This is a genomic window from Stutzerimonas degradans (assembly GCF_024448505.1).
GTDB classification, from domain to species: domain Bacteria; phylum Pseudomonadota; class Gammaproteobacteria; order Pseudomonadales; family Pseudomonadaceae; genus Stutzerimonas; species Stutzerimonas degradans.
Genome location: NZ_JAMOHV010000002.1, coordinates 195202 through 222046, shown reverse-complemented (window position 1 = coordinate 222046; position 26845 = coordinate 195202). Strand labels below are relative to the sequence as shown.

Annotated in this window: 26 protein-coding genes; 14 read left to right on the top strand and 12 right to left on the bottom strand. The window is 65.4% G+C overall.

All coding sequences use genetic code 11. The annotated features are described in order from the left end of the window. Positions 1-12 precede the first annotated feature (12 nt). The gene (locus NAV27_RS03820) at positions 13-222 is read right to left on the bottom strand and encodes a cold-shock protein (RefSeq protein WP_003282211.1); all 210 of its coding nucleotides are present in this window, start codon (positions 220-222) and stop codon (positions 13-15) included. Between the two features lie 327 nt (positions 223-549). Here NAV27_RS03820 and dcd point away from each other — a divergent pair, with 327 nt between their 5' ends. Then, a complete protein-coding gene (gene dcd, locus NAV27_RS03815) occupies positions 550-1116 on the top strand; it encodes a dCTP deaminase (protein ID WP_008566734.1) in 567 nt (188 codons plus the stop codon). 57 nt (positions 1117-1173) lie between these two features. Here the strand turns inward: dcd and NAV27_RS03810 are convergent, their stop codons facing one another. The 5 genes from NAV27_RS03810 to NAV27_RS03790 form a co-directional block, all read right to left on the bottom strand. Continuing rightward, positions 1174-1875 (bottom strand): ABC transporter ATP-binding protein, encoded by a 702-nt coding sequence (locus NAV27_RS03810; RefSeq protein WP_043295976.1) that lies wholly within the window; start codon positions 1873-1875, stop codon positions 1174-1176. Positions 1876-1877: 2 nt separating this feature from the next. Next, positions 1878-2645: a high-affinity branched-chain amino acid ABC transporter ATP-binding protein LivG gene (gene livG / locus NAV27_RS03805; RefSeq protein ID WP_102827390.1), complete on the bottom strand. Its 768-nt coding sequence runs from the start codon at positions 2643-2645 to the stop codon at positions 1878-1880. Continuing rightward, positions 2642-3898, bottom strand: a complete 1257-nt coding sequence (locus NAV27_RS03800) for a high-affinity branched-chain amino acid ABC transporter permease LivM (protein ID WP_102827389.1) — start codon at positions 3896-3898, stop codon at positions 2642-2644. The genes livG and NAV27_RS03800 overlap by 4 nt, the downstream gene beginning before the upstream one ends. Beyond that, a complete protein-coding gene (gene livH / locus NAV27_RS03795) occupies positions 3895-4818 on the bottom strand; it encodes a high-affinity branched-chain amino acid ABC transporter permease LivH (RefSeq protein ID WP_043295979.1) in 924 nt (307 codons plus the stop codon). The genes NAV27_RS03800 and livH overlap by 4 nt, the downstream gene beginning before the upstream one ends. Before the next feature lie 250 nt (positions 4819-5068). Continuing rightward, entirely contained in the window at positions 5069-6187 is a 1119-nt protein-coding gene (locus tag NAV27_RS03790; RefSeq protein WP_102827388.1) for a branched-chain amino acid ABC transporter substrate-binding protein, read from the bottom strand. 198 nt (positions 6188-6385) lie between these two features. Here NAV27_RS03790 and NAV27_RS03785 point away from each other — a divergent pair, with 198 nt between their 5' ends. Then, complete coding sequence (locus NAV27_RS03785) at positions 6386-6703, top strand: DUF2288 domain-containing protein (RefSeq protein ID WP_102827387.1); 318 nt, start codon at positions 6386-6388, stop codon at positions 6701-6703. 28 nt (positions 6704-6731) lie between these two features. Here the strand turns inward: NAV27_RS03785 and phnE are convergent, their stop codons facing one another. The 4 genes from phnE to NAV27_RS03765 are packed head-to-tail and all read right to left on the bottom strand — an operon-like array spanning position 6732 to position 9971. Next, a complete protein-coding gene (gene phnE / locus NAV27_RS03780) occupies positions 6732-7499 on the bottom strand; it encodes a phosphonate ABC transporter, permease protein PhnE (RefSeq protein WP_102827386.1) in 768 nt (255 codons plus the stop codon). Beyond that, entirely contained in the window at positions 7496-8326 is an 831-nt protein-coding gene (locus NAV27_RS03775) for a PhnE/PtxC family ABC transporter permease (protein WP_102827385.1), read from the bottom strand. The genes phnE and NAV27_RS03775 overlap by 4 nt, the downstream gene beginning before the upstream one ends. Continuing rightward, on the bottom strand, positions 8320-9123 hold the full coding sequence (locus NAV27_RS03770) for a phosphonate ABC transporter ATP-binding protein (RefSeq protein ID WP_102827384.1): 804 nt from the start codon (positions 9121-9123) through the stop codon (positions 8320-8322). The genes NAV27_RS03775 and NAV27_RS03770 overlap by 7 nt, the downstream gene beginning before the upstream one ends. Further along, positions 9120-9971 (bottom strand): putative selenate ABC transporter substrate-binding protein, encoded by an 852-nt coding sequence (locus NAV27_RS03765; RefSeq protein ID WP_102827383.1) that lies wholly within the window; start codon positions 9969-9971, stop codon positions 9120-9122. Before NAV27_RS03765 ends, NAV27_RS03770 begins: the two co-directional genes overlap by 4 nt. Positions 9972-10095: 124 nt before the next feature. Here NAV27_RS03765 and NAV27_RS03760 point away from each other — a divergent pair, with 124 nt between their 5' ends. The 5 genes from NAV27_RS03760 to NAV27_RS03740 all read left to right on the top strand — a co-directional run bounded on the left by NAV27_RS03760 (position 10096) and on the right by NAV27_RS03740 (position 15545). Then, complete coding sequence (locus NAV27_RS03760) at positions 10096-10980, top strand: NAD(P)-dependent oxidoreductase (protein ID WP_054093731.1); 885 nt, start codon at positions 10096-10098, stop codon at positions 10978-10980. After that, on the top strand, positions 10977-11759 hold the full coding sequence (locus NAV27_RS03755) for a hydroxypyruvate isomerase family protein (protein ID WP_102827382.1): 783 nt from the start codon (positions 10977-10979) through the stop codon (positions 11757-11759). Before NAV27_RS03760 ends, NAV27_RS03755 begins: the two co-directional genes overlap by 4 nt. Before the next feature lie 120 nt (positions 11760-11879). Beyond that, positions 11880-13226 carry a spinster family MFS transporter gene (locus NAV27_RS03750; protein ID WP_054093733.1) on the top strand — a complete coding sequence of 449 codons (1347 nt, stop codon included), beginning with the start codon at positions 11880-11882 and terminating at the stop codon, positions 13224-13226. Positions 13227-13315: 89 nt separating this feature from the next. Further along, positions 13316-14581, top strand: coding sequence for an Hsp70 family protein (locus NAV27_RS03745; protein WP_102827381.1), 1266 nt, complete (start codon positions 13316-13318; stop codon positions 14579-14581). A gap of 55 nt (positions 14582-14636) precedes the next feature. After that, positions 14637-15545, top strand: coding sequence for a CHAD domain-containing protein (locus NAV27_RS03740; protein WP_102827380.1), 909 nt, complete (start codon positions 14637-14639; stop codon positions 15543-15545). 47 nt (positions 15546-15592) lie between these two features. Here the strand turns inward: NAV27_RS03740 and rapA are convergent, their stop codons facing one another. Beyond that, positions 15593-18442: an RNA polymerase-associated protein RapA gene (gene rapA / locus NAV27_RS03735; RefSeq protein WP_102827379.1), complete on the bottom strand. Its 2850-nt coding sequence runs from the start codon at positions 18440-18442 to the stop codon at positions 15593-15595. Positions 18443-18590: 148 nt separating this feature from the next. Between rapA and NAV27_RS03730 the strand changes: the two genes are divergently transcribed. From NAV27_RS03730 to ccoM, 4 genes are all read left to right on the top strand, one after another. Continuing rightward, complete coding sequence (locus tag NAV27_RS03730) at positions 18591-18890, top strand: hypothetical protein (RefSeq protein ID WP_003286964.1); 300 nt, start codon at positions 18591-18593, stop codon at positions 18888-18890. A 39-nt stretch (positions 18891-18929) separates the two neighbouring features. Next, positions 18930-19526 carry an alpha-ketoglutarate-dependent dioxygenase AlkB family protein gene (locus NAV27_RS03725; protein WP_102827734.1) on the top strand — a complete coding sequence of 199 codons (597 nt, stop codon included), beginning with the start codon at positions 18930-18932 and terminating at the stop codon, positions 19524-19526. Beyond that, the gene (locus NAV27_RS03720) at positions 19523-19690 is read left to right on the top strand and encodes a hypothetical protein (RefSeq protein ID WP_180981380.1); all 168 of its coding nucleotides are present in this window, start codon (positions 19523-19525) and stop codon (positions 19688-19690) included. Before NAV27_RS03725 ends, NAV27_RS03720 begins: the two co-directional genes overlap by 4 nt. A 287-nt stretch (positions 19691-19977) precedes the next feature. Beyond that, on the top strand, positions 19978-20094 hold the full coding sequence (gene ccoM / locus NAV27_RS19140; protein ID WP_008568212.1) for a cytochrome c oxidase subunit CcoM: 117 nt from the start codon (positions 19978-19980) through the stop codon (positions 20092-20094). A gap of 151 nt (positions 20095-20245) precedes the next feature. Here the strand turns inward: ccoM and NAV27_RS03715 are convergent, their stop codons facing one another. Next, positions 20246-20716 (bottom strand): MaoC family dehydratase, encoded by a 471-nt coding sequence (locus NAV27_RS03715; RefSeq protein ID WP_008568211.1) that lies wholly within the window; start codon positions 20714-20716, stop codon positions 20246-20248. Positions 20717-20985: 269 nt separating this feature from the next. On the opposite strand from NAV27_RS03715, the gene fadD2 reads away from it, so the two are divergent. The 3 genes from fadD2 (at position 20986) to ctpM (ending at position 26537) form a co-directional block, all read left to right on the top strand. Continuing rightward, positions 20986-22674 (top strand): long-chain-fatty-acid--CoA ligase FadD2, encoded by a 1689-nt coding sequence (gene fadD2, locus NAV27_RS03710; protein ID WP_102827378.1) that lies wholly within the window; start codon positions 20986-20988, stop codon positions 22672-22674. A gap of 226 nt (positions 22675-22900) precedes the next feature. Then, entirely contained in the window at positions 22901-24592 is a 1692-nt protein-coding gene (fadD1, locus tag NAV27_RS03705; protein WP_102827377.1) for a long-chain-fatty-acid--CoA ligase FadD1, read from the top strand. Positions 24593-24851: 259 nt separating this feature from the next. Further along, entirely contained in the window at positions 24852-26537 is a 1686-nt protein-coding gene (ctpM, locus tag NAV27_RS03700; RefSeq protein WP_102827376.1) for a methyl-accepting chemotaxis protein CtpM, read from the top strand. Positions 26538-26845 lie beyond the last annotated feature (308 nt).

The following is a 26845-nucleotide window of genomic DNA, read 5'->3' as shown; positions in this document are numbered from 1 at the left end:
ACGAGGGACAGGTTAGATAACCTGAACTTCCTCGGCTTGCATGCCCTTCTGGCCGCGGGTAGCGACGAAGGAAACCTGCTGACCTTCCTTCAGGCTCTTGAAGCCGTCGCCCTGGATGGCGCGGAAGTGTACGAAGAGGTCGTCACCGGATTGCGGAGTGATGAAGCCGAAGCCTTTCTCATCGTTGAACCACTTAACGGTACCGGTTTGGCGATTGGACATTTGATGTCTCCTTGAACCAAGTTTTGAAGAATAAAGTGCGGGCTAAAAGGCCCGAACATCACTGTGTGCAAGGAGATAGGAGTCGTATCGATATTTGGATCGAAATCTAAACATGTAGCGATTCACGGTGACACATGCAGCAGCAGCCCAGTAACAATACCGTTTTTCTGGAGCAAAGCGAGCTTTATTTTGGATTTCTTCGCCGGGCGGCTGCAGCTGGCTGTGACGGCCGTTGCGGCGTGCCAGTAGCCAGGCTTTGAACACCCGTGCCAGGCTCGGTAAGATGCGCCTCTTCGCAGGACCATTAACCTATTCAGGACGCCAGCCATGAGCATCAAATCGGACAAGTGGATTCGCCGCATGGCCCAGGAGCACGGCATGATCGAGCCCTTCGTCGAGCGCCAGGTGCGCACCGAAGGCAGTGAGCGACTGATCTCCTACGGCGTCTCCAGCTACGGTTACGACGTGCGCTGCGCCGATGAATTCAAGGTGTTCACCAACATCCATTCGGCCACCGTGGATCCGAAGAATTTCGACGAGAAGAGCTTCGTGGATGTGAAGGGGCCGGTGTGCATCATTCCACCGAACTCCTTCGCGCTGGCGCGTACCGTCGAGTATTTCCGCATCCCGCGCGATGTGTTGACGATCTGCCTGGGCAAGAGCACCTACGCGCGTTGCGGCATCATCGTCAACGTCACGCCGCTGGAACCGGAGTGGGAAGGCCATGTGACGCTGGAGTTCTCCAACACCACCACGCTGCCGGCGAAGATCTATGCCAACGAGGGCGTGGCGCAGATGCTGTTCCTGCAGTCCGACGAGCCTTGTGAGGTGTCTTACCGCGACCGCGGCGGCAAGTATCAGGGGCAGCGCGGCGTGACCCTGCCCAAGGCCTGATGGACGAGGCGCCGCAGCCGAGACGCTCGCCCGGACTGCGATGCTCTCATTGACGCTTCACGCGCCGAGATAGGCGTCGCGTACCTTCGGGTCGTTCAGCAGCTGCTCGCCGCTGCCCTGCATGACGATGCGCCCGTTTTCCAACACATAGCCCCGATCGGCCAGCCTGAGCGCCTGGTTGGCGTTCTGCTCGACGAGGAAAATCGTCACGCCATCCTCACGCAGCTGTTCGATGATGTCGAAGATCTGCTGGATGATGATCGGCGCCAGGCCCAGCGACGGTTCGTCCAGCAGCAGCAGCTTCGGTTTGCTCATCAGCGCCCGACCAATGGCCAGCATCTGCTGCTCGCCGCCGGACATGGTGCCGGCACGCTGCGCAAGGCGCTCCTGCAGGCGCGGGAACAGGTGCAACACCTTGTCCAACTGCTGCTGGTTGTCGGCCTTGCTGCCGAAGAATCCGCCCATCGCCAGATTCTCCTCGACGGTCAGGCGCGCAAACACCCTGCGTCCTTCCGGCACCACGGCGATGCTCTTGCGCATGATGTCGCAGCTTTGCTGGCCGACCAGTTCCTCGCCCTCGTAACGGATGCTGCCGCTCGCGGCCTGGGGCGAGCCGCAGAGCGTCATCAGCAGGGTCGACTTACCTGCACCGTTGGCGCCGATCAGCGTGACGATTTCGCCCCGCTCGACGTTGAGGCTGACGTCATGCAGCGCCTGGATCTTGCCGTAACAGGTGGAGACGTTATCGAAAGACAGCATGCTCACGCCTCCCCCAGATAGGCTTTGATCACGTCCGGATTGTTGCGGATCTGCTCCGGCGTACCGTCGGCCAGGGGGGTGCCCTGGTTGATGACGTAGATGTGGTCGGAAATGCTCATCACCAGCTTCATGTCGTGCTCGATCAGCAGAACGGTTACGCCGTGCTCCTCGCGCAGCAGGGCAATCAGTGCCTTGAGATCCTCGGTTTCCTTCGGGTTCAGGCCGGCCGCCGGCTCGTCGAGCATGAGGATGCGCGGGCGCGTCATCATGCAGCGGGCAATCTCCAAGCGGCGCTGCTGGCCGTAGGCGAGGGTGCCGGCCGGACGGTTGGCGATATCGGTCAGATTCACCTGCTCCAGCCAGTGCGCGGCGAAGTTCATGGCCTCCCGCTCGCTCTGACGGAACGCCGGCGTCTTCAGCAGACCGGCGAGGAAGTTGGTGTTCAGGTGACGGTGCTGCGCCACCAGCAGGTTTTCCACGGCCGTCATGTCCTTGAACAGGCGGACGTTCTGGAAGGTGCGCACCACGCCCTGGCGGGCGATCTTGTGGCCTGGCATGCCCTGAATCGGCGTGCCGTCGAGGAGAATCTCCCCGGCGGTCGGCTGGTAGAAGCCGGTCAGGCAGTTGAATACGGTGGTCTTGCCGGCGCCGTTGGGGCCGATCATCGAGACCACCTGTCTTTCCTTTACGCTCAGGGCCACATTGTTGACGGCCAGCAGGCCGCCGAAGCGCATGCTCAGGCCGCGTACTTCTAGAATCGGGCGGCTCATTGCTTCAGCTCCAGGTGGGGGCGTTGCATGGGCAGCAGGCCCTGCGGACGCCAGATCATCATCAGGACCATGAGTGCGCCGAACATCAGCATGCGGTACTCGCTGAATTCGCGCATCAGCTCGGGCAGCAGGATCATCACGACGGCCGCGAGAATCACGCCCAGCTGAGAGCCCATACCGCCCAGCACGACGATGGCGAGAATGATCGCCGACTCGATGAAGGTGAAGGATTCCGGCGACACCAACCCCTGGCGCGCGGCAAAGAAGCTCCCGGCAAAGCCGGCGAACGTGGCGCCGAGGGTGAACGCCGACAGCTTGATCACCGTGGGATTCATGCCCAGAGCACGGCAGGCGATTTCGTCCTCGCGCAGCGCTTCCCAGGCGCGGCCGATCGGCATGCGCAGCAGGCGGTTGATGACGAACAGTGTCAGCAATACCAGCAACAGGGCGATCAGGTAGAGGAAGATCACCTTGTTCACCGAGTTGTAGGCCACCCCGAAGTACTCGTGGAAGGTCTGCATGCCCTCGGCGGCGCGGCGCTCGAACGACAGACCGAACAGCGACGGCTTGTCGATGCCGCTGATGCCGTTGGGGCCGCCGGTCAGGTCGGTCATGTTGCGCAGCAGCAGGCGGATGATCTCGCCGAAGCCGAGCGTCACGATGGCCAGGTAGTCGCCACGCAGGCGCAGCACCGGGAAGCCCAGCAGAAAGCCGAACAGCGCAGCCATCGCCCCGGCGATGGGCAGCGCCGTCCAGAAACCGACGCCGTAGTAGTGCGAGAGCAGCGCGTAGGTATAGGCGCCCACGGCGTAGAAGCCCACGTAGCCCAAGTCGAGCAGCCCGGCCAGACCGACGACGATGTTCAGGCCGAGGCCGAGCATCACGTAGATCAGGATCAGCGTGGCAATGTCCACCGCGCCGCGTGAGCCGTAGAACGGCCACACCAGCGCCACCAGCACCAGGCCGATGATGATGTAGCGTTGCGTGGAGGGCAGGGTGAGGAAGTTGCCGGTGCCGGCCGGAATGCTCGGCAGACTCCTGCTGGCCGCCCAGCCGGCGGGCAGGCGCGTACGCACCAGCTGCCAGAAGAACATCGCTACGGCGCACGCGGCGATGATCCAGAACGTCAGCGCGTCCGCCCCATGCACCTCTACCTTGATACCTACCGTGGTGAGCTTCACGCCAAGTACCGGCACCGCGACGGCGATTACCAGCAGGGCGCTGAAAAACGCTGTACGAAGATTGCGCGTCATACCTTTTCCACCTCCGGGCGACCGAGGATGCCGGTGGGGCGGAACAGCAGGACGAGCACCAGCAGGCTGAATGCCACGACATCCTTGTACTGGTCGCCGAACAGATCGGCACCGAAGGCCTCGGCCACGCCGAGCACCAGACCGCCGAGCATCGCGCCCGGTATGCTGCCGATGCCGCCGAGCACCGCGGCGGTGAACGCCTTGATGCCGGCGAGGAAGCCGATGTGCGGGTTGATCACGCCGTACTGCATGCTGATCAGCACCGCCGCGATGGCCGCCAGCGCCGCGCCGATGACGAACGTCAGGGCGATGATGTTGTTGGTGTTGATGCCCAGCAGATTGGCCATCTTGATGTCTTCCGCGCAGGCGCGGCAGGCGCGTCCCAGCCGCGAGCGCGAGATGAACAGCGTCAGGCCGTACATGGTGATGAAAGTCACGATGAAGATCGCCACCTGCATGTAGGAGATCGTCACGCCGTTCATGGTGCTTTCACCGAGCACGAAGTTGCCCGGCATCAGATTGGGGATGGCCTTGTCCTTGGAGTCCTGGGCCAGCAGCACGACGTTTTGCAGGAAGATCGACATGCCGATCGCCGAGATCAGCGGAATCAGCCGGTTACTGCCACGCAGCGGGCGATAGGCGACCCGTTCGATGCTGTAACCGTAGGCGCTGGTAACGATCATGCTGGCGAGGAAGGCGCCGATCATGAGGAGCGGCAAGGCATCCAGACCCAGCATGGACAGGCCGATGATGGCGATGAAGGCAACATACGAGCCGATCATGTACACCTCGCCGTGAGCGAAGTTGATCATGCCGATGATGCCGTACACCATCGTGTAGCCGATGGCGATCAAGGCATAGGTGCTGCCAACGGTGAGGCCGTTGATCAGCTGTTGTAGGTAATGGTAAAGCTCAGGCATCACTGCTCTCCCGAAGTCCCTGCAATTTCATTCCGGTTGGCTGCGCTGCCCACATCGAACACGCCGCACACCCGCGCGGCGCTACTACGGTACGACGACGCGCGGATCACGCGCGGTGCCGGTTCGAGGCGGGCCTGCGGTTCAGGCCGCTCGTCGGATTACAGGTATGGCAAGGCGGCCCGATGCTTGTGGCAGGGCCGCCCGCTAAGACAAAGCCCACGGCAAGTGGGCTTTGCGAGGCTGATGGAAATTACTTGGCTTCGGTCTTGGTGCCGTCCTGGTGCCATTCGTAGACGACGAAGTTGAAGTTCTTCAGGTCGCCTTTCTCGTCGAATTCCAGCGCGCCGGTCGGGGTGTCGAAGGTGTTGCTGCGCAGCGCCTCGGCCACCTTGTCGGTGTCGGTACTGCCGGCCTTCTCGATGCCTTCGGCGATCACCTGCACTGCGGCGTAGGCCGGGAACACGAACGGACCGCTCGGGTCCTGCTTCTTGGCCTTGAAGGCTTCGACGAGCTGCTGGTTTTTCGGATCTTCGTTGAAGGATTTCGGCAGGGTCACGTACATGCCTTCGGAAGCCGGGCCGGCGATGGCGGAGATTTCCGAGTTACCCACGCCTTCCGGGCCCATGAAGCGCACGTTCAGGCCTTTTTCCTTCGCCTGGCGCAGCAGCAGACCGAGTTCCGGGTGGTAGCCGCCGTAGTAGACGAAGTCCACGCCTTCGCGCTTGAGCTTGGCAATCAGCGAAGAGAAGTCCTTGTCGCCGGCGTTGATGCCTTCGAACAGGCCGACCTTGATGTTTTTGCTTTCCAGCGTCTGCTTGACGGCGGTGGCGATGCCTTCGCCGTACTGCTGCTTGTCGTGGATGACCGCGACGTTCTTCGGCTTGACGTGATCGGCGATGAAGTTGCCGGCGGTCGGGCCTTGCAGGCTGTCCAGGCCGATGGTGCGGAAGATCAGCTGATAGCCGCGCGAGGTGATGTCCGGGCTGGTGGATGCCGCGGTAATCATCAGGATGCCTTCGTCCTCATAGATATCGGACGCCGGCTGGGTGGAGCTGGAGCACAGATGGCCAACCACGAACCGCACGCCGTCGTTGACGATCTTGTTGGCGACCGCCACAGCCTGCTTCGGATCGCAGGCGTCGTCGTAGCGTACGCCCTCGAGTTGCTGGCCGTTCACCCCGCCGGCCTTGTTGATCTGCTCGATGGCCATCTCGGCCCCGATGAACTGCATGTCCCCGTATTGCGCGACCGATCCGGTCACCGGGCCGGCCATAGCGATCCGGATGGTATCGGCCGCAAGCGTGTAACTGGCGGTGCCGCTCAAAACGAGGGCGAGAACGAGTTTGGACAGACGCTGGTTGCTCTTCATATGCGCTCCACTTGCATCATTATTGTTTGGATCCTGCATGTCGCAGAGGCGTTACGGGCCGATCGTCCCGGAACGGTGCGGCAACTGTACCGGCACAGTGTAGAAGTGTCTCCTCTCTTTGCACAGCCGGCAGAGCCGGGCGTTTTGACTGACACGGCGCCGCGTTATGATGGCCGCCCCCTCACTCCGGTAGCTCCCATGACCGACGATGTAAGCACTCTCTATGCCAAGCTTTTGGGCGAAACGGCCCCGATTACCTGGGAAGAACTGCAGCCGTTCTTCGCCCGTGGCGCGCTCCTGCGGGTCGCGAACGATTTCGATCTGGTCGAGGTAGCGCTCGCCGTGGCGCAGGACGATCGCGCCAAGGTTGCGGCCTGGCTGGAAGGCGGTCAGCTGCTGAGAATGGATGCGCCGCAGGCGCAGGACTGGCTGGAGCGCGATCCGCAGCTATGGGCAGTGGTCGTTGCGCCCTGGGTGCTGGCACAGGAGCGCGGCGCTCGGCCGGCCGTGCACTGAGACGGTGCGCCTGTGGGTGACGCGCTGATTATCCGCGCACCCAGCGCTGCCGCGCCCAACCGCTGAGGGCGTCGACCGCCAGCACCATCAGCAGCATGGCGATGATCACCGTCGAGGCCTGGGCTTCCTGGAACAGGCTGAGACTCATGTGCAGCATCTGCCCCAGGCCGCCGGCACCGACGAAGCCGAGCACGCTGGCCATGCGGATATTGTTTTCCCAGCGATACAGCGTGTAGGCCACCAGCTGCGGCCACAGGCTGGGTAAGGTGCCGTAGCAGAAGGCGACGACGCGTCCGCCGCCGTTCAGGCGCAGCGCATCGGCTGGCGCCGGTGGGGTGTTTTCCAGCGCCTCGGCGAACAGCCGGCCGAGTACCCCGGCGGTGTGCAGGGCCAGGGCGAGTGTGCCGGCGTTCGGCCCGAGCCCGGCAGCAAGCACCATCAGCGCCGCCCAGACCAACTCTGGAATCGCCCGCAGCGCGTTGAGCAGCAGACGCGCGGCCGCCTGGGCGGCTCGGCCGAAGCGCCCGGCGGCGGGTAACGCCAGCAGCAGGCCCAGCAAGGCGGCGAGCAAGGTACCGATGGCCGACATCGCCAGGGTTTCCAGCGCGCCGCGGCCGATGGCGCGCAGATGTGCCGGTGACAGGTCGGGATCGAGAAAGCCCGCCGCATACGCGGCCATCTGTCCGAGCCCTTCACGCCCGAACAGCGTGGCGGTGTCCAGCTGCAGATAGGCGAAGGCGGCGACCACGGTGGCGAGCAGCGCCAGCGGAATCAGCAGGCGGGCCAGGAGCTTCACGCGAACCTCCAGCGCAGCAGCCGGCTGAGCAGGTCGGCCAGCAGTACCAGCGCGAGGAAAGTCAGCAGCATGCTGGCGACCTCACCACCAGCGAACATGCGCATCGACAGGTCCATCTGCTGACCCAGCCCGCCGGCGCCGACGAAGCCCATCACCACCGAGGCGCGTACCGCGCATTCCCAGCGATAGACCGAGTACGACAGCATCTCGCCGGTCGCCTGCGGCAGCACGCCGTAGCAGAACGCCTGCAGGCGAGAACTGCCGGCGGCGAGCAGTGCCCGCGCCGGTTGCGGATCGACCGACTCGAAGATTTCCGCATAGACCTTGCCGAGCATGCCGGCGTAGGTGATGGCGATGGCCAGCACACCGGCGGTTGGGCCGAGGCCGACGGCGCGGACGAACAGCAGCGCCCAGACGATTTCCGGGATGCTGCGCAGCACGATCAGCAGGCCGCGCGCCGGCCAGCGCAGCGCCTGTGCCCACCATGCCGGTCGGCCGCCTCGGCTGAGCGCCGAAAGCGACAGCGCGCGCGTGGCGAGCAGCGCACCGGGCAGGGCGATCAGCAGCGCCAGCGCCATGCCGGCGGTGGCGATGGCGAGGGTCTCCAGCGTGGCCTGCGCCAGCAGGGCAAGGAACGGCTGGTCATGCGCCGGGGGCCAGAAGCCGGCGAGGAATACGCCCATCGTCTCGGCGTTGCTGCCATCGAATAGCACGCCGAGGTCCAGCTCGCTGAGCGAAAGCCCCGGCCACAGCAGCGTCAGCGCCACCAGCGTGAGCAGCAGGCGCGCCGGCGCCGCCGGGTCGCGGGTGACGGTGGGGTTCAGCATCGCGGGATATGCAGGGGCGGCGCGAAGGCTGCGGCCGGAATTGGCGAATGGCTCAGCTGCTCGTTGGCATACAGCGCCGCCAGCTCTTCGGACGTGACCGCGGTGGCTGGCTTGTCGAACAGGATGCGCCCGGCGCGCACGCCGACGATCCGCGGGAAATGCTGCAGCGCCAGCTCGACGGCGTGCAGGCTGGCCAGCAGCGTGGCGTTGCGCTGCTGCGCCTCGCGGTTGAGTACGCCGAGGGTGTAGTTGGCGAGCACCGGGTCCATCGCCGAAACCGGCTCGTCGGCGAGGATCAGCTCCGGCGCCTGATAGAGCACGCGGGCGATGCCGACGCGCTGCAGCTGGCCGCCGGAAAGCTGGTCACAGCGCATGTAGAGTTTGTCGGCCAGATCCAGCCGACCCAGCTCGGCCGCGGCGCCAGCGGCGTCCAGCGGATAGATCAGGCTGAGCAGGCTGCGGCCGAGCGACCACTGGCCGAGACGACCGGCGAGCACCGCAGTGACCACCCGTTGCCGCGGCGGCAGCGGCGGTGCCTGGTGGATCAGCCCGATGCGCGCGCGCAGCCGCTGGCGCTGCGCGACGGAAAGCGCCCACGGCTGCTGGCCGAGCAGTTCCAGCTGGCCGCACTGCGGTTTCAGCGCGGTCGCCAGCAGGCGCAGCAGGGTGGTTTTGCCGGCACCGGACGGTCCGATGATGGCCACGCGTTCGCCCTGGGCGACCCGCAATTCGATGTCGCACAGCGCAGCCTGACCGTCGGCGTGGGTATGGCCCACGCCGCTCAGGCTGAGGATCACTTCAGCAGGCCGGCAGCGCGCGCGGCTTGCTCGATGCCTTCGTAGTTTTCCGGCTTGGTCGCGATGAAGCGGCTGGCCGCCTGCAGGTCGAGGATCGCCTTGTGTTCCGGGTTGGCCGGGTCGAGCGCGAGGAAGGCTGCCTTGATCTTCTCGGCCAGGGCCGGCTCGAGGGTGCCGCGCACGGTCCAGTTGTAGTCGTAGTAGGTCGGCGTGGTGGCGAAGACGCGCACCTTGTCGGTGTTCACCTTGCCGGCGGCGACCAGCTTGTCCCATACCGAGGCGTTGAGCACGCCGGCGTCGGCCTTGCCGGCTTCGACCCAGGCGGCGGTGGCGTCATGCGCACCGGAATAGGCGATGCGGGAGAAGAACTGCTCCGGCTCGATGCCGTCCTTGAGCATGAAATAGCGCGGCATCAGGCTGCCCGAGGTCGAGGACACCGAGCCGAAGGCGAAGGTTTTGCCCTTGAGATCCTGCAACGATTTGACCGCGGGATCGGCGGTGATGAACTTGCTGGTGAACTGCTCGTCCTGCTCGCGCTGCACCAGCGGTATGGCATTGCCGGTCTTCAGGCGCGTCTGCACGAAGGTGAAGCCGCCCAGCCAGGCCATGTCCAGACGGTCGGAGGCCAGCGCCTCGACCACGGCGGCGTAGTCGGATACCGGGGTGAATTTCACCGGCATGCCGAGTTCCTTCTCCAGGTACTCGCCCAGTGGCTTGAACTTGCGGATCAGTTCGGTCGGGGCTTCGTCGGGGATCGCAGAGACCCGCAGGGTTTCGGCGGCGTGGAGGGCGGTGACGGACAGGGACAGGGCAAGGCCGGCGACGGCTGCCAGGAAGCGCTTGAGCATTGAGGGTTCTCCGGTTCAATGGCGGAAAAAGCGCGGCGATTATAGGTGCGGACGGTCGCGCTTAGCCATGATCGGTTTTCGCGCCTAGAATCGGCACCTTCGCCGTTCTCCGAGGAGCTGTCCTGTGTCCACATTGCCCACCCTTGCGTTTGCCGGTATCGGCCTGATGGGCCTGCCGATGTGTCGCCGCCTGCTGGCGGCCGGTTACCGTCTGCTGGTCTGGAACCGCTCGCCCGACAAATGCGCGCCGCTGGTTGCGCTCGGCGCCACGGCGGTGGCGACGCCGGCCGAACTCTGCGCTGCCGATATCGTGCTGCTGTGCCTGGCCGATACCGCCGCCGTGCGCGAGGTGGTGTTCGGCAAGGGCGGGCTCGCCGAAGGCGGCAAGCCGGGCAAGCTGCTGGTCGATCATTCCAGCCTGGAACCCAGCGCGACGCGCGACATGGCCGCCGAGCTGGAATTCCGCAGCGGCATGCGCTGGGTCGATGCCCCGGTCTCCGGCGGCACCGCGGGGGCGGAGAACGGCACGCTGGCGATCATGGCCGGCGGCCGGGTCGAGGATGTCGAGCGCGTGCGGCCAGTGCTGATGCATCTCGGTCAGCGCCTGACGCACATGGGTGAGGTCGGTGCGGGTCAGGTCAGCAAGGTCTGCAATCAGATGATCGTCGCCTGCAATGCGCTGGTGATCGCCGAGGTGGTGGCGCTGGCCGAGCGTGCCGGGGTCGATGCCAGCCTGCTGGCGCCGGCGCTGGCCGGTGGTTTCGCCGACTCGCGGCCGCTGCAGATCCTCGCGCCGCAGATGGCGGCGAGCGAGTTCGAACCGGTGAAATGGCACGTGCGCACGCTGCTCAAGGACCTGGATACCGCGGTGAAACTGTCCCGCGAGCAGGGCTCGGCGACGCCGATGAGTGGCCTGGCCGCGCAGCTGATGCGTCTGCACGGCAGTCAGGGCAACCTGCAGCGCGACCCGGCGACGCTGGTGCAGCTGTACCGTGAGGACGAGTCATGAAAATCGCCGCCAACCTGTCGCTGCTGTTCGGCGAACTGCCACTGGCCGAGCGGGTGCTGGCCGCGCGTGTCGCCGGTTTCGACGGCGTGGAAATCCAGTTCCCCTATGAGCTGCCGGCCGTGTTGCTCAAGGGGCTGCTCGACCGTGCCGGCCTGCCGCTGGTGCTGATCAATCTGCCGGCCGGCGATCTGATGCAGGGCGGCGCCGGTCTGGCGGCGGTGCCGGAGCGTCAGGCCGAGTTCGAGGCGGCTTTGCAGGAGGCCCTGACCTACGCGCTGATGGTCCGTCCGGCCTGCGTCAACGTGCTGCCGGGACGGCTGGCCGACGGCGTGGCGCGCGAGGAAGCGCTGGAGACGCTCGAACACAATCTGTGGATGGCCGCCGATGCCTTCGACATGCTCGGCATCCGCGTGCTGTGCGAGGCGATCAATCCGCTGGACATGCCGGGCTTCCTGATCAACAGCGCCGCTGATCTCGCCGTCTTGCTGGAGCGCGTCAATCATCCCAACTGCCAGGCGCAGCTGGACTTCTATCACATGGCGCGGCAGGGGTTGGACCTCGCCGGATGCGTCGAACAACTGCGCGGGCGCATCGGTCACGTGCAGTTCGCCGACTGTCCCGGGCGCGGCGCGCCGGGCAGTGGCGGAGTCGACTTCAGCGCCGCGCTGCAGGCCCTGCAGGCGAGCGGCTACACGGGCTGGCTCGGCGCCGAGTACAAGCCGGGCGAGGCGGGCACCGCGGCGAGCCTGGCCTGGCTGGCCGAATGGCAGGCGCGCTGAGCCATCGCGCGGCATAAGCGCAGGTGATGTTTGCAGACGACGGGGGAGGCAGGTTCTAGAGTCAGGTTCGAGTCCCGGCTGGTCTGGCCGGTTACAACAAGAACAATCGAGACCGACGTCATGCAGCCTTCCACCCAAGCTTCGAACGCCTGGCGCGTGCTGTTCCTGCTGTTCCTGGCGAACCTGTTCAATTTCTTCGATCGCACCATTCCGGCGATCATCGCCGAGCCGATCCGCCTGGAATGGAGCCTCAACGACTTCCAGCTCGGCCTGATCGGCACCGCCTTCACCATCGTCTACGCCATCGCCGGTCTGCCGCTGGGGCGCATGGCCGACCTCGGTTCGCGGCGCAAGATCATGGGCTGGGGGCTGACCGTCTGGAGCGGGCTGACGGCGGTGAATGGTCTGGCCTGGAACTTCTGGAGCTTTCTGCTGGTGCGCATGGGCATCGGCATCGGCGAAGCCAGCTATGCGCCCGCCGCCAACTCACTGATCGGCGACCTGTTTCCGGCGCACAAGCGTGCGCGGGCGATGGGGATTTTCATGCTCGGCCTGCCGCTGGGGCTGCTCCTGGCGTTCTTCACCATCGGCTCGATGGTCGAGGCGTTCGACAGCTGGCGCGCGCCGTTCTTCATCGCCGCGGTGCCGGGGCTGGTGCTGGCGCTGTTCATCTTCCTGATCCGCGAGCCGCAGCGCGGCGCCGCGGAGGCGGTGCAAGTCTCGCAGGCGCCGGTGCAGCAGCCGATGCGCAAGGTGCTGGCGATTCGCACGTTCTGGTGGCTGGTGCTGGCCGGGCTGGCCTTCAACTTCGCCACCTATGCCTGCAACGCCTTCATGGTGCCGCTGCTGATGCGTTATCACGCCGTACCGCTGGTGGAGGCGTCGGTCGCCACCGGGGTGATCGTCGGGTTCACCGGCTTGATCGGTCTGACCCTCGGCGGCTGGATCGCCGACCGCATCCACCAGCGTTTCGCCCGCGGCCGGCTGATCTTCGCGGCGCTGAGCATGCTGGTCGCCACGCTCGCCACCGGCTACGCGCTGCTGGCCGGGCGCATCGAGGTCGGCGTGTTCGTCGCGGTGTTCAGCGTCGGCTGGCTGTTTTCCTACAACTTCTATACCTGCGTCTACACCGCCATCCAGGATGTGGTCGAACCGCGACTGCGGGCGACGGCGATGGCGCTGTTCTTCGCCGGGCTGTATCTGCTCGGTGGCGGCATGGGCACGGTGGTGGTGGGCCTGCTCTCGGATCATTTCGCCGAAGCGGCGATGCTGGCGGCAGGTGCAGCGCAAATGAGCGAGACGTTCCGCGCCGAGGGGCTGCACGGGGCGATGTACCTGATCCCTGCCTCGCTGCTGCTGACCATGCTGTTCCTGTTCCAGGCGTCGCGGACGTTCTGCGCGGATGCGCGGCGAATGACGGCGGGCATGGCCGAAGATGGCGCGGCCGGCGAGGCGGTGCCGGCCTAGCACTGGCATACGGATGCGACAGCCGGACTGCATCGGCGCGCCGGCTCCAGTACACTGCGCGGCCGTTTTTTGGCAGTCCGGTACGCACCATGCAGAACGCTTCGCCCGCCCGCGCCTGTGGCATCGACTTCGGCACCTCCAATTCCACGGTCGGCTGGTGGCGGCCGGGTGTCGATTCGCTGATCGCGCTGGAAGGCGAGCAGCCGACGCTGCCTTCGGTGGTGTTCTTCAACACCGAGGAGCGCCGGCCGGTCTACGGCCGCCAGGCGCTGAACGAATACCTCGAAGGCTACGAAGGCCGGCTGATGCGCTCGCTCAAGAGCCTGCTGGGTTCCAAGCTGCTGAAGAGCGAGACCACCGTGCTCGGCAGCGCCATGCCGTTCAAGGACATCCTCGGGTTGTTTCTCGGCACCCTCAAGCAGCGTGCCGAAGCGGTGGCCGGGCGGCCGTTCGAGGAAGTGGTACTGGGGCGCCCGGTGTTCTTCGTCGATGACGATCCGCAGGCCGATCGCGAAGCGGCGCAGATGCTCGCGGCGGCAGCGCACAAGATCGGCTTTCGCGACGTCTCCTTTCAGTACGAGCCAATCGCCGCGGCGTTCGATTACGAGTCGCGCATCGAGCGCGAGGAGCGCGTGCTGATCGTCGACATCGGCGGCGGCACCTCGGACTTCTCGCTGGTGCGGCTGTCGCCCGAGCGGCGCGCGGTCGATGACCGCCAGGCGGACATCCTCGCCACTGGCGGCGTGCATATCGGCGGTACCGATTTCGACAAGCAGCTCAGCCTGCACGGGGTGATGCCGCTGTTCGGCTATGGCAGCCGGATGAAGAGCGACGCGCCGATGCCCACCAGTACCCACCTCAACCTGGCCACCTGGCACACCATCAACGCGGTCTATGCGCCGGCCTCGCAACGGGCGCTGCAAAGCATGCGCTACGACATCGTCGACCCCACCGGCATCGACCGGCTGTTCCGCCTGATCGAGCAGCGCGCCGGGCACTGGCTGGCGATGCAGGTGGAGCACGGCAAGATCGCGCTGACCGAGCAGGCATCCCACGCCATCGACTTTCAGCGCATCGAGCCGGCGCTGTGTGCGGAGCTGACCCGTGACGGCTTCGAGCGCGCCATCGCGCCGTTGCTCGAACGCGTCGCTGGCGGACTGGAGCGCTTGCTGGCGGACGCCGGCGTGCGCCATGACGCGGTCGACACGGTGTTCTTCACCGGCGGGTCGAGTGCTGTGCCGGCGCTGCGGCAGTGTGTCGCCGAGTTGCTGCCGGGCGCCCGCCACGCGCAGGGCAACCGCTTCGGCAGCATCGGCAGCGGCCTGGCCATCGAGGCGCGCAAGCGCTACGGTTGATCCGAGTCCGAGCGGCGTCCGCTCGGTCGGATGGCTGCCGCACAGGGGGATCGTCATGGCCTACCGGATACGCCCGTCACGCAATGCCGCCAAGGAAGTGCGCAAGGCAGCGCTGGATCGCATCGACCGGGCGATCCAGGCGCTCGGCGCCGCACCGGCGGAGCGCGCCGAGGGCATTCACCAGTCACGCAAGCGCTTCAAGGAGCTGCGCGCATTGTTGCGACTGGTGCGTGAGCCGCTGGGCCGGCGTTTCGGGACCGACAACCGGCGCCTGCGCGACATGGGCCGGCGGCTGGCCGAATCACGCGATGCCACGGCCATGCTGGAAAGCTGGGACGCGCTGGCGCGGCGCAACCGGCGTCTGTTCGGCAGCGAGGCGCTGCGCCAGGTGCGCGTGCGGTTGCAGCAGCGTGCCGCACCGGATGGCGAGGTACACGCCGGCGTCGACGAGGAGGTCGCGCAGGTGCTGGGCGAGCTGCGCGCGCTGACCGCGGACGCCAGACAATGGCAACTCGCGGGCAAGGGCTTCGCCCTGCTGGCCGACGGGCTGAAGCGGACCTATGCCGATGCCGTGCGAGACCTGGCGCGTGCCGAGAAAGCCGGCAGCGACGAACTGCTGCACGAGTGGCGCAAGCGCGTGAAGGATCACTGGTATCACTGCCAGTTGCTGTCGCCGTGCTGGCCGGAGGCGATGGAGCGGCGGTGCGAACAGCTCAAGCGGGTCGCCGACGCGCTGGGCGACGATCACGATCTGGCGGTGATGCAGCAGCTGATGCAGCACGAACCCGAGCTGTTCGGCGAGGCGCAAACCCACGAGCAACTGCGGCGTTGCATCGAGCGTCGGCGTGCGCAGCTGCAGCAACTGGCGCGGCGCCTGGGGCATCGCCTGTTTGCCGAGAAGCCGAAAGCGCTGGTGACGCGCTTCGATGCCTACTGGCGCATCGCGCGCAGCGAGCAGGGCTGAACGCCCGGAGCCTTCGGCGGGCGGCAGGCTAACCCGCCGCCCTCAGCTCAGCCGGCCACCAGGACCCGGATCGCCTCCAGGCGCAGCGCGGCTTTTTCCAGCGCGGCCAGGCCTTCTTCGCGCTGCTGGCGCAGCGCTTCGATCTCGCTGTCGCGCACGCTCGGGTTGACCGCCTGCAACGCGACCAGGCGGGCAAGTTCTTCGTCCAGTCCGGCCTTGAGCTTGCGCTGCGCCTCGGCGACGCGTTCGGTGTGGCGCGGCGCGACCTTGGCTTCGGCGGCGGCGATCTGCGCGGCGAGCACGTCGCGCTGGGCCTGGACGAACTTGTTGGCGCTGTTGCGCGGCACGCTTTCCAGCTGATCGTTGAGCGTATCGAACGCCACCTTGGTCGCCAGATCGTTGCCGTTACCGTCGAGCAGGCAGCGCAGCGCCAGCGGCGGCAGGAAGCGGCTCAGCTGCAGCGCGCGCGGCGCCACCACTTCGCTGACGAACAGCAGTTCGAGCAGGACGGTGCCGGGTTTGAGCGCCTTGTTCTTGATCAGCGCCACCGCGGTATTGCCCATCGAACCGGACAGCACCAGATCCATGCCGCCCTGCACCATGGGATGTTCCCAGGTCAGGAACTGCATGTCCTCGCGGGCCAGGGCCTGCTCGCGGTCGTAGGTGATGGTGACCGCCTCGTCGTCGCCGAGCGGGAAGCTGGCATCCAGCATCTTCTCGCTGGGGCGCAGCACCAGGGCGTTCTCGGAGTGGTCTTCGCTGTCGATGCCGAAGGCGTCGAACAGCTGCTCCATGTAGATCGGCAGGGCGAACTGGTCGTCCTGTTCCTCGATGGCTTCGACCAGCGCCTTGCCCTGTTCGCCGCCGCCGGAGTTGAGTTCCAGCAGGCGGTCGCGACCGGTGTGCAGTTCGGCTTCGAGGCGCTCGCGCTCGGCGCGGGCCTCGTCGATCAGGCGCTGGAACGCCTCGTCGTCGCCTTCTTCCAGCTGTGTCAGCAGGCGCGGGCCGAACTGGTGCTGCAGGGCGTTGCCGGTCGGGCAGGTGGCCAGGAAGGCGTTCAGCGCCTCGTGATACCACTGGAACAGGCGCTGCTGCGGGCTGGTTTCCAGATAGGGAACGTGCAACTGGATGACGTGCTGCTGGCCGATACGGTCGAGACGGCCGATGCGCTGTTCGAGCAGATCCGGGTGCGCCGGCAGGTCGAACAGCACCAGATGATGGGCGAACTGGAAGTTGCGACCCTCCGAGCCGATCTCGGAGCAGATCAGCACCTGCGCGCCGAACTCCTCGTCGGCGAAGTAGGCCGCGGCGCGGTCGCGTTCGAGGATGCTCATGCCCTCGTGGAACACCGTGGCGGGAATGCCGGAGCGCACGCGCAGCGCGTCTTCCAGGTCCAGCGCGGTTTCGGCGTGGGCGCAGATCACCAGTACCTTGTACTTCTTCAGCATCTTCAGGGTGTCGATCAGCCATTCGACGCGCGGGTCGAACTGCCACCAGCGCGTGCCGGCCTCGCCGCCGTCCTGCTGGCTCTGGAAGGCCACCTCCGGGTACAGCTCGGCATGTTCACCCAGCGGCAGTTCCATATATTCGGCCGGGCAGGGCAGCGGGTAGGGGTGCAGCTGGCGCTCCGGGAAGCCCTGCACGGCGGCGCGGGTATTGCGGAACAGCAGGCGGCCGGTGCCGTGACGGTCGAGCAGCTCGCGGATCAGCCGGCTGCTGGCCTCGATGTCGCCATCGGTGGCGGCGGCGAGCAGAGCTTCACCTTCGGCGCCGAGGAAGGTGTGAATGGTCTCGTGAGCTTCCTGCGACAGGCGACCGTCATCGAGCAGTTCCTGTACCGCCTGGGCGACCGGCTGGTAGCTGCTGCTTTCCGCGCGGAAGGCCTCCAGGTCATGGAAACGGTTGGGGTCGAGCAGGCGCAGACGCGCGAAGTGGCTGTCCTGACCGAGCTGTTCGGGGGTCGCGGTGAGCAGCAGCACCCCGGGGATCACTTCGGCCAGCTGTTCGACCAGCTGGTACTCGGCGCTGGCACCGTCCGGATGCCAGACCAGGTGGTGCGCCTCGTCGACCACCAGCAGGTCCCAGCCGGCGGCGAAGGCGGCATCCTGGGCGCGTTCGTCGTCCTTCAGCCATTCCAGCGAGACCAGCGCGAGCTGGGCGTCCTCGAACGGGTTGCTGGCGTCGCTTTCGATGAAGCGCTCGTCGTCGAACAGCGCGACCTCCAGGTTGAAGCGCCGGCGCATCTCCACCAGCCACTGGTGCTGAAGGTTCTCCGGCACCAGGATCAGCACGCGGCTGGCGCGACCGGAGAGCAGCTGGCGATGGATGATCAGGCCGGCCTCGATGGTCTTGCCCAGCCCCACTTCGTCGGCCAGCAGCACGCGCGGGGCGATGCGGTCGGCGACTTCCTTGGCGATGTGCAGCTGGTGCGCGATGGGCTGCGCACGCACGCCGCCCAGGCCCCACAGTGACGACTGCAGCTGGGCGCTCTGATGCTGCAGGGTGTGATAACGCAGGCTGAACCAGGCCAGCGGATCGATCTGGCCGGCGAACAGGCGGTCACTGGCCAGGCGGAACTGGATGAAGTTCGACAGCTGGGTTTCCGGCAGGGTGCGGGCTTCGTTCTGTGCGGTGAGGCCGTGATAGACCAGCAGACCGTCGACATCGTCGACTTCGCGCACGGTCATCTTCCAGCCTTCGAAATGGGTGATCTCATCGCCAGGGGCGAAGCGCACGCGCGTCAGTGGTGCGCTGCGCGTGGCGTACTGGCGGGTTTCGCCGGTGGCGGGATAGAGCACGGTGAGCATTCGCCCGTCGTGGGTCAGGATGGTTCCCAGCCCGAGTTCGGCCTCGCTGTCGCTGATCCAGCGTTGCCCCGGTAGATACTGCTGCGCCATGCTGCCTCCGCTGTGAAAAAAGCCGGTTATGGTAACGGAACGCCGCGTCGAGAGCGACGACGACCGACGGCCTTCAAGCACAGCAAGTGTAGCGGCCCTGCTACAGTGACAAACAACGATCCGCCTCGATGCGCAACAGGACTCACGCATGCTGCCACCCATTCCCTCAGGCGTCTTTCCGGTCAGTGCGCAGCAGGACGCGGTCAAGCCGCGCCCGGATATCCAGCCCGTCGCGCCGGTGGAACCGGCCGCCGGGGAAAGTGCCATCGCGCTGGACCGCCGCCACCCGCAGGAAACCGAGCAGATGCTGCGCGACGAGCAGCGTCGGCGGCAGCGGCGCGGATCGACGCCGGGCGAGCAGGCTCCTGACCTCCCCAACGAAGGCGATGCCCGCGATGATGCAGACGAGCGCCCGCGTCAGGGCCGGTGGGTGGATGTCGAAGTCTGAGCTGTGCCGCAGATTGTTCGGCTCGGGCAGTCGCCGCGCATGACCGCCCCGCTGTCGCTGCCCGATGCCGATCTGCGCTATCTGCCGCAATGGCTCGCGGCGCCGCTGGCGGATGCCTGGCTGGCCGAATTGATCGAGCAAACCCCGTGGCAACAGCCGCAGATCAGCCTTTACGGCCGCCGCGTGGCGATTCCTCGACAGGTGGCCTGGTACGGCGATGCGCAGGCGAGCTATCGCTATTCCGGCCTGCAGCACGAGCCGCTTGCCTGGACGCCCATGCTCGCGACGCTACGCGAACGCTTGCAAGACGAGCTGGGACAGCCATTCAACGGTGTGTTGCTCAATTACTATCGCGACGGCCAGGACGCGATGGGCTGGCACAGCGATGATGAACCGGAGCTGGGGCACGAGCCGCTGCTGGCGTCACTGAGCCTCGGCGCCACTCGGCGCTTCGATCTGCGGCGCAAGGGCAGCCAGCGCATCGAGCATTCCATCGCCCTCGAACATGGCTCGCTACTGGTCATGGGCGGGGCGACCCAGCATCATTGGCAGCACCAGATCGCCCGCACCCGCAAGGTCCGGGCGCCGCGCCTCAACCTGACCTTTCGCCTGATCCACCCACGGACCCAAGCATGAGCAGTGACGACGACAAGCTGATCGATTTCAGCGCCGAGCGCGGCAAGCGCATTCATGAGCAGAACGACAAGCGCCTCGCAGAGATGCGCAAGGCCTTCGAACAGGCGCTGCCGCTGGGGCAGGACAAGAAGAGCCGCGGCAAGAAGAAGCCGAAGAAACGCTGATTTCGCCGTTGCACGAACGCCTGGCGAGCACGGCCGCGACCGGCTGTCGCGGCCCGTTGGGCGCTCCGTTCCAATCCTCTCCCGATAGCACCCGCTTCCCCGCCGCGATACCCGGCCAGCGCGTCGATTTCCGCCTCGAAATACCCCTTCTTTCTTGATCCAGATCAGTCACCGGGCACGCTTTTCGTCAGCTATCTGCGGCTATTGACATCGATCAATTTCGTGCGCCGAAGAGCGCATTAACGTGCGCCCATCGGACAGCAAAACAGCTTCGGAGGGAAGGTCTCATGTTCGTCGATAATGTGGTGCTCGCAGGGGTTGTCACGGTCGGCCTGATGGTCGCCTTCCTCGGTGGATTCGCATATTTCATCTGGCGGGACGCGCAAAAGAAAAAGCGCAGCTGATCCCGCTCGATAAAAGAGCACGCAAGGCATTTGGGCGACCCTAGGTCGCCTTTTTTTTTGCTCTTGATTTATGCGGTGGCCGAGGTTGGGGAAACCTCGGTCAGGCGAGCCGTCCGCGCAACGACACGGAGCGGCAGGGAGGAGGGGTGGATCAGCCGATGCTGATCGGCGGCAGCTCCTTCAGCTCCACGGTTTCGTGCTTGCGCGGGGCCAGCACTTCGGCCTCGCCATCGACGACCTGCTCGTCGTTCTGGTTGAACACCTGCGTGGCGATGCGCACGCGGTTCTTCGGCAGCTTTTCCAGAATTTCCAGGCGCACGGTGAGGGTGTCGCCGATCTTCACCGGGCGGGTGAACTTCATGGTCTGGCCGAGATAGATCGTGCCCGGCCCCGGCATGGTGCAGGCCACGGCAGCGCTTATCAGCGCACCGCTGAACATGCCGTGCGCGATGCGCTCGCGAAACAGCGTGCCAGCGGCGAACTCGGCGTCCAGATGCACCGGATTGCGATCGCCGGACATGGCCGCAAACAGCTGGATGTCGCGTTCGCCGACGGTTTTCTCGAAGCTCGCGGTCTGACCTACTTCCAGTGCGGAGTAGGGCGTGCTGCTGATGGTATTCATGCTCGGTATCTGTCCTTGGTCGCAGAGAGGGGGAAGCGGCGTGCCTGCTCGGAAGAGCGCGCGCACCGGTCGGGCTGAAAAAGGTGCGCTGCATTCTAGTGGTTGACGCGAAGCTTGTCCCGACGTCCGGGGCGCTTGGTCGGAGATGGAAGATTCACAGCGGTGATGGGGGCTGGTGCGCGCTTGCACCTTGGTGATGAGCTGCTAAGTTCGGCTCAGCCCGGATACCCGCACGGGCCAGACACTCTCAGGTCAAGAGGCTAATAACAATGCAACCTGAATTCTGGAATGACAAACGTCCCGCCGGCGTGCCGAGCGATATCGATATGTCCGCCTACCGCTCCGTGGTCGAGGTGTTCGAGCGTGCCTGCAAGGCGCACGCGGATCGTCCGGCCTTCACCAACATGGGCGTCACCCTGACCTACAGCGATCTCGAACGCCACTCCGCGGCTTTTGCGGCCTGGCTGCAGAACCACACCGACCTGCAGCCGGGCGAGCGCATCGCCGTGCAGATGCCCAACCTGCTGCAGTATCCGATCGCTGTGTTCGGCGCGCTGCGTGCCGGGCTGGTGGTGGTTAACACCAATCCGCTGTACACCGTGCGGGAGATGCGCCATCAGTTCCAGGATTCCGGCGTGCGTGCGCTGGTGTATCTGAATACCTTCGGCCGGCAGGTGCAGGACGTGCTGGCCGACACCCGCATCGACTACCTGATCGAGGCGAAGATCGGTGACCTGCTGCCCGGCCTGAAGGGCGCGCTGGTCAACGCCGCGGTCCGGCATGTGAAGAAGATGGTGCCGGCCTACAGCCTGCCACAGGCGGTCTCGTTCAAGACGGTACTGCGCGAGGGCGCACGCCACAGCCTGCGGCCAGTGCCGCTGAGCCAGACGCACCTTGCGGTGTTGCAGTACACCGGCGGCACGACCGGCGTGGCCAAGGGGGCGATGCTCAGTCACGGCAATCTGGTGGCGAACATGCAGCAGGTACGGGCCAACATGCAGCAATTGGATGACAAGGGCCACCCGGTCATTCGCGAGGGGCAGGAGGTGATGATCGCGCCGTTGCCGCTCTATCACATCTACGCCTTCACCGTGAATTGCATGTGCATGATGGTGACTGGCAACCACAACGTACTGATCACCAACCCGCGCGACATCAACGGCTTCGTCAAAGAGCTGCAGCGCTGGCGTTTCTCCGGCTTCCTCGGCCTGAATACGTTGTTTGTCGCGCTGATGTCCCATCCGGACTTTCGCCGGATCGACTTTTCCGCACTCAAGGGCACCAATTCCGGCGGCACGGCACTGGTTTCGGCGGTGGCCGAGCGCTGGCAGCAACTGACCGGCTGCACCGTGGTCGAGGGCTACGGCCTTACGGAAACCTCGCCGGTGGTTTGCGCCAACCCGCACGGCGACCGTTCGCGGCTGGGTACGGTAGGACTGCCGGTACCGGGCACGCTGCTCAAGGTGATCGACGACGACGGCCGCGAGCTGCCGCTCGGTGCGCGTGGCGAGCTGTGTGTGAAGGGACCGCAGGTGATGCTGGGCTACTGGCAGCGCCCGGAGGCGACCGCCGAGGTGCTCGATGATGCGGGCTGGCTGCGCACTGGCGATATTGCCGTCATCGACGAGGACGGCTTCGTGCGGATCGTCGATCGCAAGAAGGACCTGATCATCGTCTCCGGCTTCAACGTCTATCCCAACGAGATCGAGGAAGTGGTCATGGCGCACCCGAAGGTCGCCAGCTGCGCCGCCATCGGCGTGCCCGACGAGAAATCCGGCGAGGCGGTCAAGCTGTTCATCGTGCCGCGCGAGCCGGGGCTGACCGTCGAGGAACTGCAGCGCTACTGCCGCGAGAATTTCACGGGCTACAAGCTGCCGCGCCACTACGTCCTGCGCGACTCGTTGCCGATGACTCCAGTGGGTAAGATCCTGCGGCGCGAGTTGCGCGATATCGCCTGAAACCACCGGTCAGGCGCTCTGGCACGGCCAATCTGGGTGGTGACCGAATTTTTAAATTCGGTCACTTTGTGCCTTGGTTGTACATAAATGGCTCTATTCGCTCAGTTTCAAAGCTGCTAACCTCGGCCGGCTTCTTGCCGCTATCCACGGCACAAAAGTTTACAAAACACAACAAAACAGCTGCCATTGTGTGCAGTGAAGAAGGCTGTCGCTTAGGAGTAGGGTCATGACCGAAAACTTCTGGAAGGATAAATATCCTGTTGGGGTTGCCAGCGAAATCAATCCCGATGAGTACCAGAATATCCAGACAGTGCTGAAACTGTCCTGCGAGCGCTTCGCGGACAAGCCGGCTTTCAGCAGTCTCGGCAAGACGCTGACCTACGGCGAGCTGTATCGACTCTCCGGCGAGTTTGCCGCCTATCTTCAACACCACACCGATCTGCAGCCCGGCGACCGCATCGCCGTGCAGCTGCCCAATCTGCTCCAGTACCCGATCGTGGTGTTCGGCGCCATGCGTGCCGGGCTGATCGTGGTCAACACTAACCCGCTGTATACCGCGCGGGAGATGGAACACCAGTTCAACGATGCCGGCGCCAAGGCGCTGGTGTGCCTGGCCAACATGGCGCATCTGGCCGAGGCGGTGCTGCCCAAGACCGGGATCAGGCATGTGGTGATCACCGAGGTCGGCGACATGCTGTCGCCGCTCAAGCGCCTGCTGGTCAACACCGTGGTCAAGCACGTCAAGAAGATGGTGCCGGCCTACCGCCTGCCTTCGGCGGTGCGCTTGAACGATGCCCTGGCCCAGGGACGCGGCCGGACAGTGCGTGACGCCAGTCCGAACGGCCAGGACGTCGCCGTGCTGCAGTACACCGGCGGTACCACCGGTGTCGCCAAGGGCGCGATGCTGACGCACCGCAACATCGTCGCCAACATGCTGCAGTGCAAGGCGCTGATGGGGTCGAACCTCGAGGAAGGCCGCGAGGTGCTCATCGCGCCGCTGCCCCTGTATCACATCTATGCGTTCACCTTTCATTGCATGACGATGATGCTCAGCGGCAACCACAACATCCTCATCAGCAACCCGCGCGACCTGCCGGCGATGATGAAGGACCTGGCCCGCTACCGCTTCAGCGGCTTCGTCGGCCTCAACACGCTGTTCGTCGCGCTGTGCAACAGCGAGGACTTCCGCAAGCTGGACTTCTCCGCGCTCAAGGTCACGCTGTCGGGTGGCATGGCGCTGCAGCTGGCCACGGCAGAGCGATGGAAGCAGGTTACCGGCTGCTCGATCTGCGAAGGCTACGGCCTGACCGAAACCAGCCCGGTAGCCTCGGTCAACCCGATCACGCATATCCAGCTCGGCACCATCGGTATCCCGGTGCCCTCGACACGCTTCAAGGTCATCAACGATGACGGCCAGGAGCTGCCGCAGGGCGAGATCGGCGAGCTGTGCATCAAGGGGCCGCAGGTGATGAAGGGCTACTGGCAACGGCCGGAAGCCACCGCCGAGGTGATGGATGCCGAAGGCTTCTTCAAGACCGGCGATATCGGCGTGATCCAGGCCGACGGCTACATCCGCATCGTCGACCGCAAGAAGGACATGATTCTGGTATCCGGTTTCAACGTCTACCCGAACGAGCTGGAAGACGTGCTGGCCACGCTGCCCGGCGTACTGCAGTGCGCCGCCATCGGCGTGCCGGACGAGAAATCCGGCGAGGCGATCAAGCTGTTCGTGGTGGTCAAGCCGGGCGAGAGCCTGACCCGTGAGCAGGTCATGCAGCACATGCACGACAACCTGACCGGCTACAAGCGCCCGCGCTACGTCGAATTCCGCGACAGTCTGCCGACCACCAACGTCGGCAAGATCCTGCGTCGGGAATTGCGTGACCAGGAATTGAAGAAGCTCGCCGAAGCGAGCTGATCGAGCCGCACGCCAAAAGCCCCGCCAGCTGCACGCTGCGCGGGGCTTTTTTTTGGTCGATGCTCGCCGCGGCGCTGGAACCCCGGTGCTAGGCACATCTGACGGGTACTGACAGGCGTTTTCTGAGAGACCCTTCACGCTGAAAGGTTTTTTTCATCGTTGGGGTTAAGTAACCCGTGGATTAAGCCGACAAGCTCTTGCAATACCTAAGTGCCATCACCTTTGGTCGGTGGTCGCTAGTACTTTAGAGATAGATGCCATGCTTTCGAATCTTCGACTTCGCGCGAAACTCCTGCTGCTGGCCCTCGGGCCGATCCTGCTCCTGACGATCATGCTTAGCGGCATCGCCGTGTATGAGCTGCGTAACCTTGCCGAGCAGCAGGAGGAGCACACCCGACAGAGCCTGATCAGCGACCGCCGTGCCGAACTGCAGAACTACGTGCAGCTCGCGCGCAATGCGCTGGCACCGATCTACGACGCGTCGGCAGACGGCGACATGCAGGCGCGCGACCAGGCGGTGGCGATCCTCGAGCGCCTGTCCTACGGCAAGGATGGCTATTTCTGGGGCTACGACGACAAGTCCGTACGCGTTCTGCAGGGCAACACCCGCGACAAGATCGGCCAGAGCTTCTACGACTTCCGCGACCCGAATGGCGTCTATGCCATCCGTGAACTGGTGGCGGCCGCGCAGAACGGCAGCCATTACGTTGATTACAGCTTCGGGCTGGCGGCCAGCAGCACCCTGGTGCCCAAAGTCGGTTATGCCGAGTACCTGCCGAAGTGGAAGCTGGCATTCGGTACCTCGCTCAACCTCGACGGCGTCGAGCGCGACGTCGAAGAGGCGCGCGCCGAGTTCCAGCAGCGCATCGACGTGCTGGTGACCATCATGCTCGGCTCGGCCGCGGCGCTGCTGGTACTGATGGCGATTCTCGCCGTGTTCATGAGCAACGCCGTGCTGCGGCCGCTGCTGCTGATCAAAGCCCGTCTGGACGACATGGCGCAGGGCGAGGGCGACCTCACCCATCGTCTGCCGGTTACCAGCAAGGACGAACTCGGTGAACTGGCCGGCGCCTTCAACCGCTTCGTCGAGAAGATTCATCTGCTGGTACGCCAGGTCGCCGGTACCACCACCGAGCTGACCGGCATGGTCGGCGCGGTGGCCAGCCAGGCGCAGCGTTCCGAGCAGGCCATGGCCAGCCAGCGTCACGAAACCGACCAGGTCGCCACCGCGATCAACGAGATGTCCGCCGCCGCCCATGAGGTGGCGATGAGCGCGCAGCGCGCGGCCGAAGCGGCGCAGGAAACCGACCAGCAGGGCCAGGCGGCCAAGCAGGTGGTCGACCAGAGCATCCGCCAGATTCACGAGCTGGTAGTTGAGCTGCGCGGCAGCGGCGAGTCGCTGGAAGGGCTGCAGCAGGATGTGAAAGGCATCGTCGGCGTGCTCGACGTGATCCGTGCCATCGCCGAGCAGACCAACCTGCTGGCGCTCAACGCTGCCATCGAGGCGGCGCGAGCGGGTGAGGCCGGACGTGGCTTCGCCGTGGTCGCCGACGAGGTGCGCGCACTGGCCAGCCGCACGCAGCAGAGCACCGGCGAGATCCAGGGCATGATCGACCGCCTGCAAAGCGCCACCAGCCACACCGTGACCGCCATGCTGCGCGCCGGCGAGAAGGGCGACAGCACCCAGCAGCAGGCGAACCAGGCCGGCGAATCGCTGGATGCCATCGCGGCGTTGATCGGCACCATCAACTCGATGAACGCCCAGATCGCCGCGGCCGCCGAAGAACAGACCGCCGTGGCCGAAGAGATCAACCGCAGCGTGCATCACATCGCCGATGCCGTGGACACGGTGGCCAGCGACGCCGCGCAAGGCGCGCAGACCTCGCATGATCTCGGCGGTGTGGCCGAGCGCCTGCAGAAACTGGTCGGCCAGTTCCGCGTCTGATCGTGACGCAACGGCGGCGCAATGCCGCCGTTGCGTTTGGCTTGCCTGCGACTCCCTCCCGAAAACCTCCCCGCCGTCACTTCCAGCCAACCAGGCCGGTGCGTGAGCTGTGCGCGCCCGTACGCCGCGCCGTCGCGTTGCCGCGGAGTTCCGCTGACCCGACCGACGGCATGACCGCCTGGCGCCCCCGCAAGAACGCCGCGGCGAGCCGCCGGGTCTAGCTCCCTATGGCCGCGTCCCCGATACCGGGGAGTGGTGGTGTAAGCCTTAAGCGGCCTGCCCATCAATCACGTCGCAAGGATGAGTCA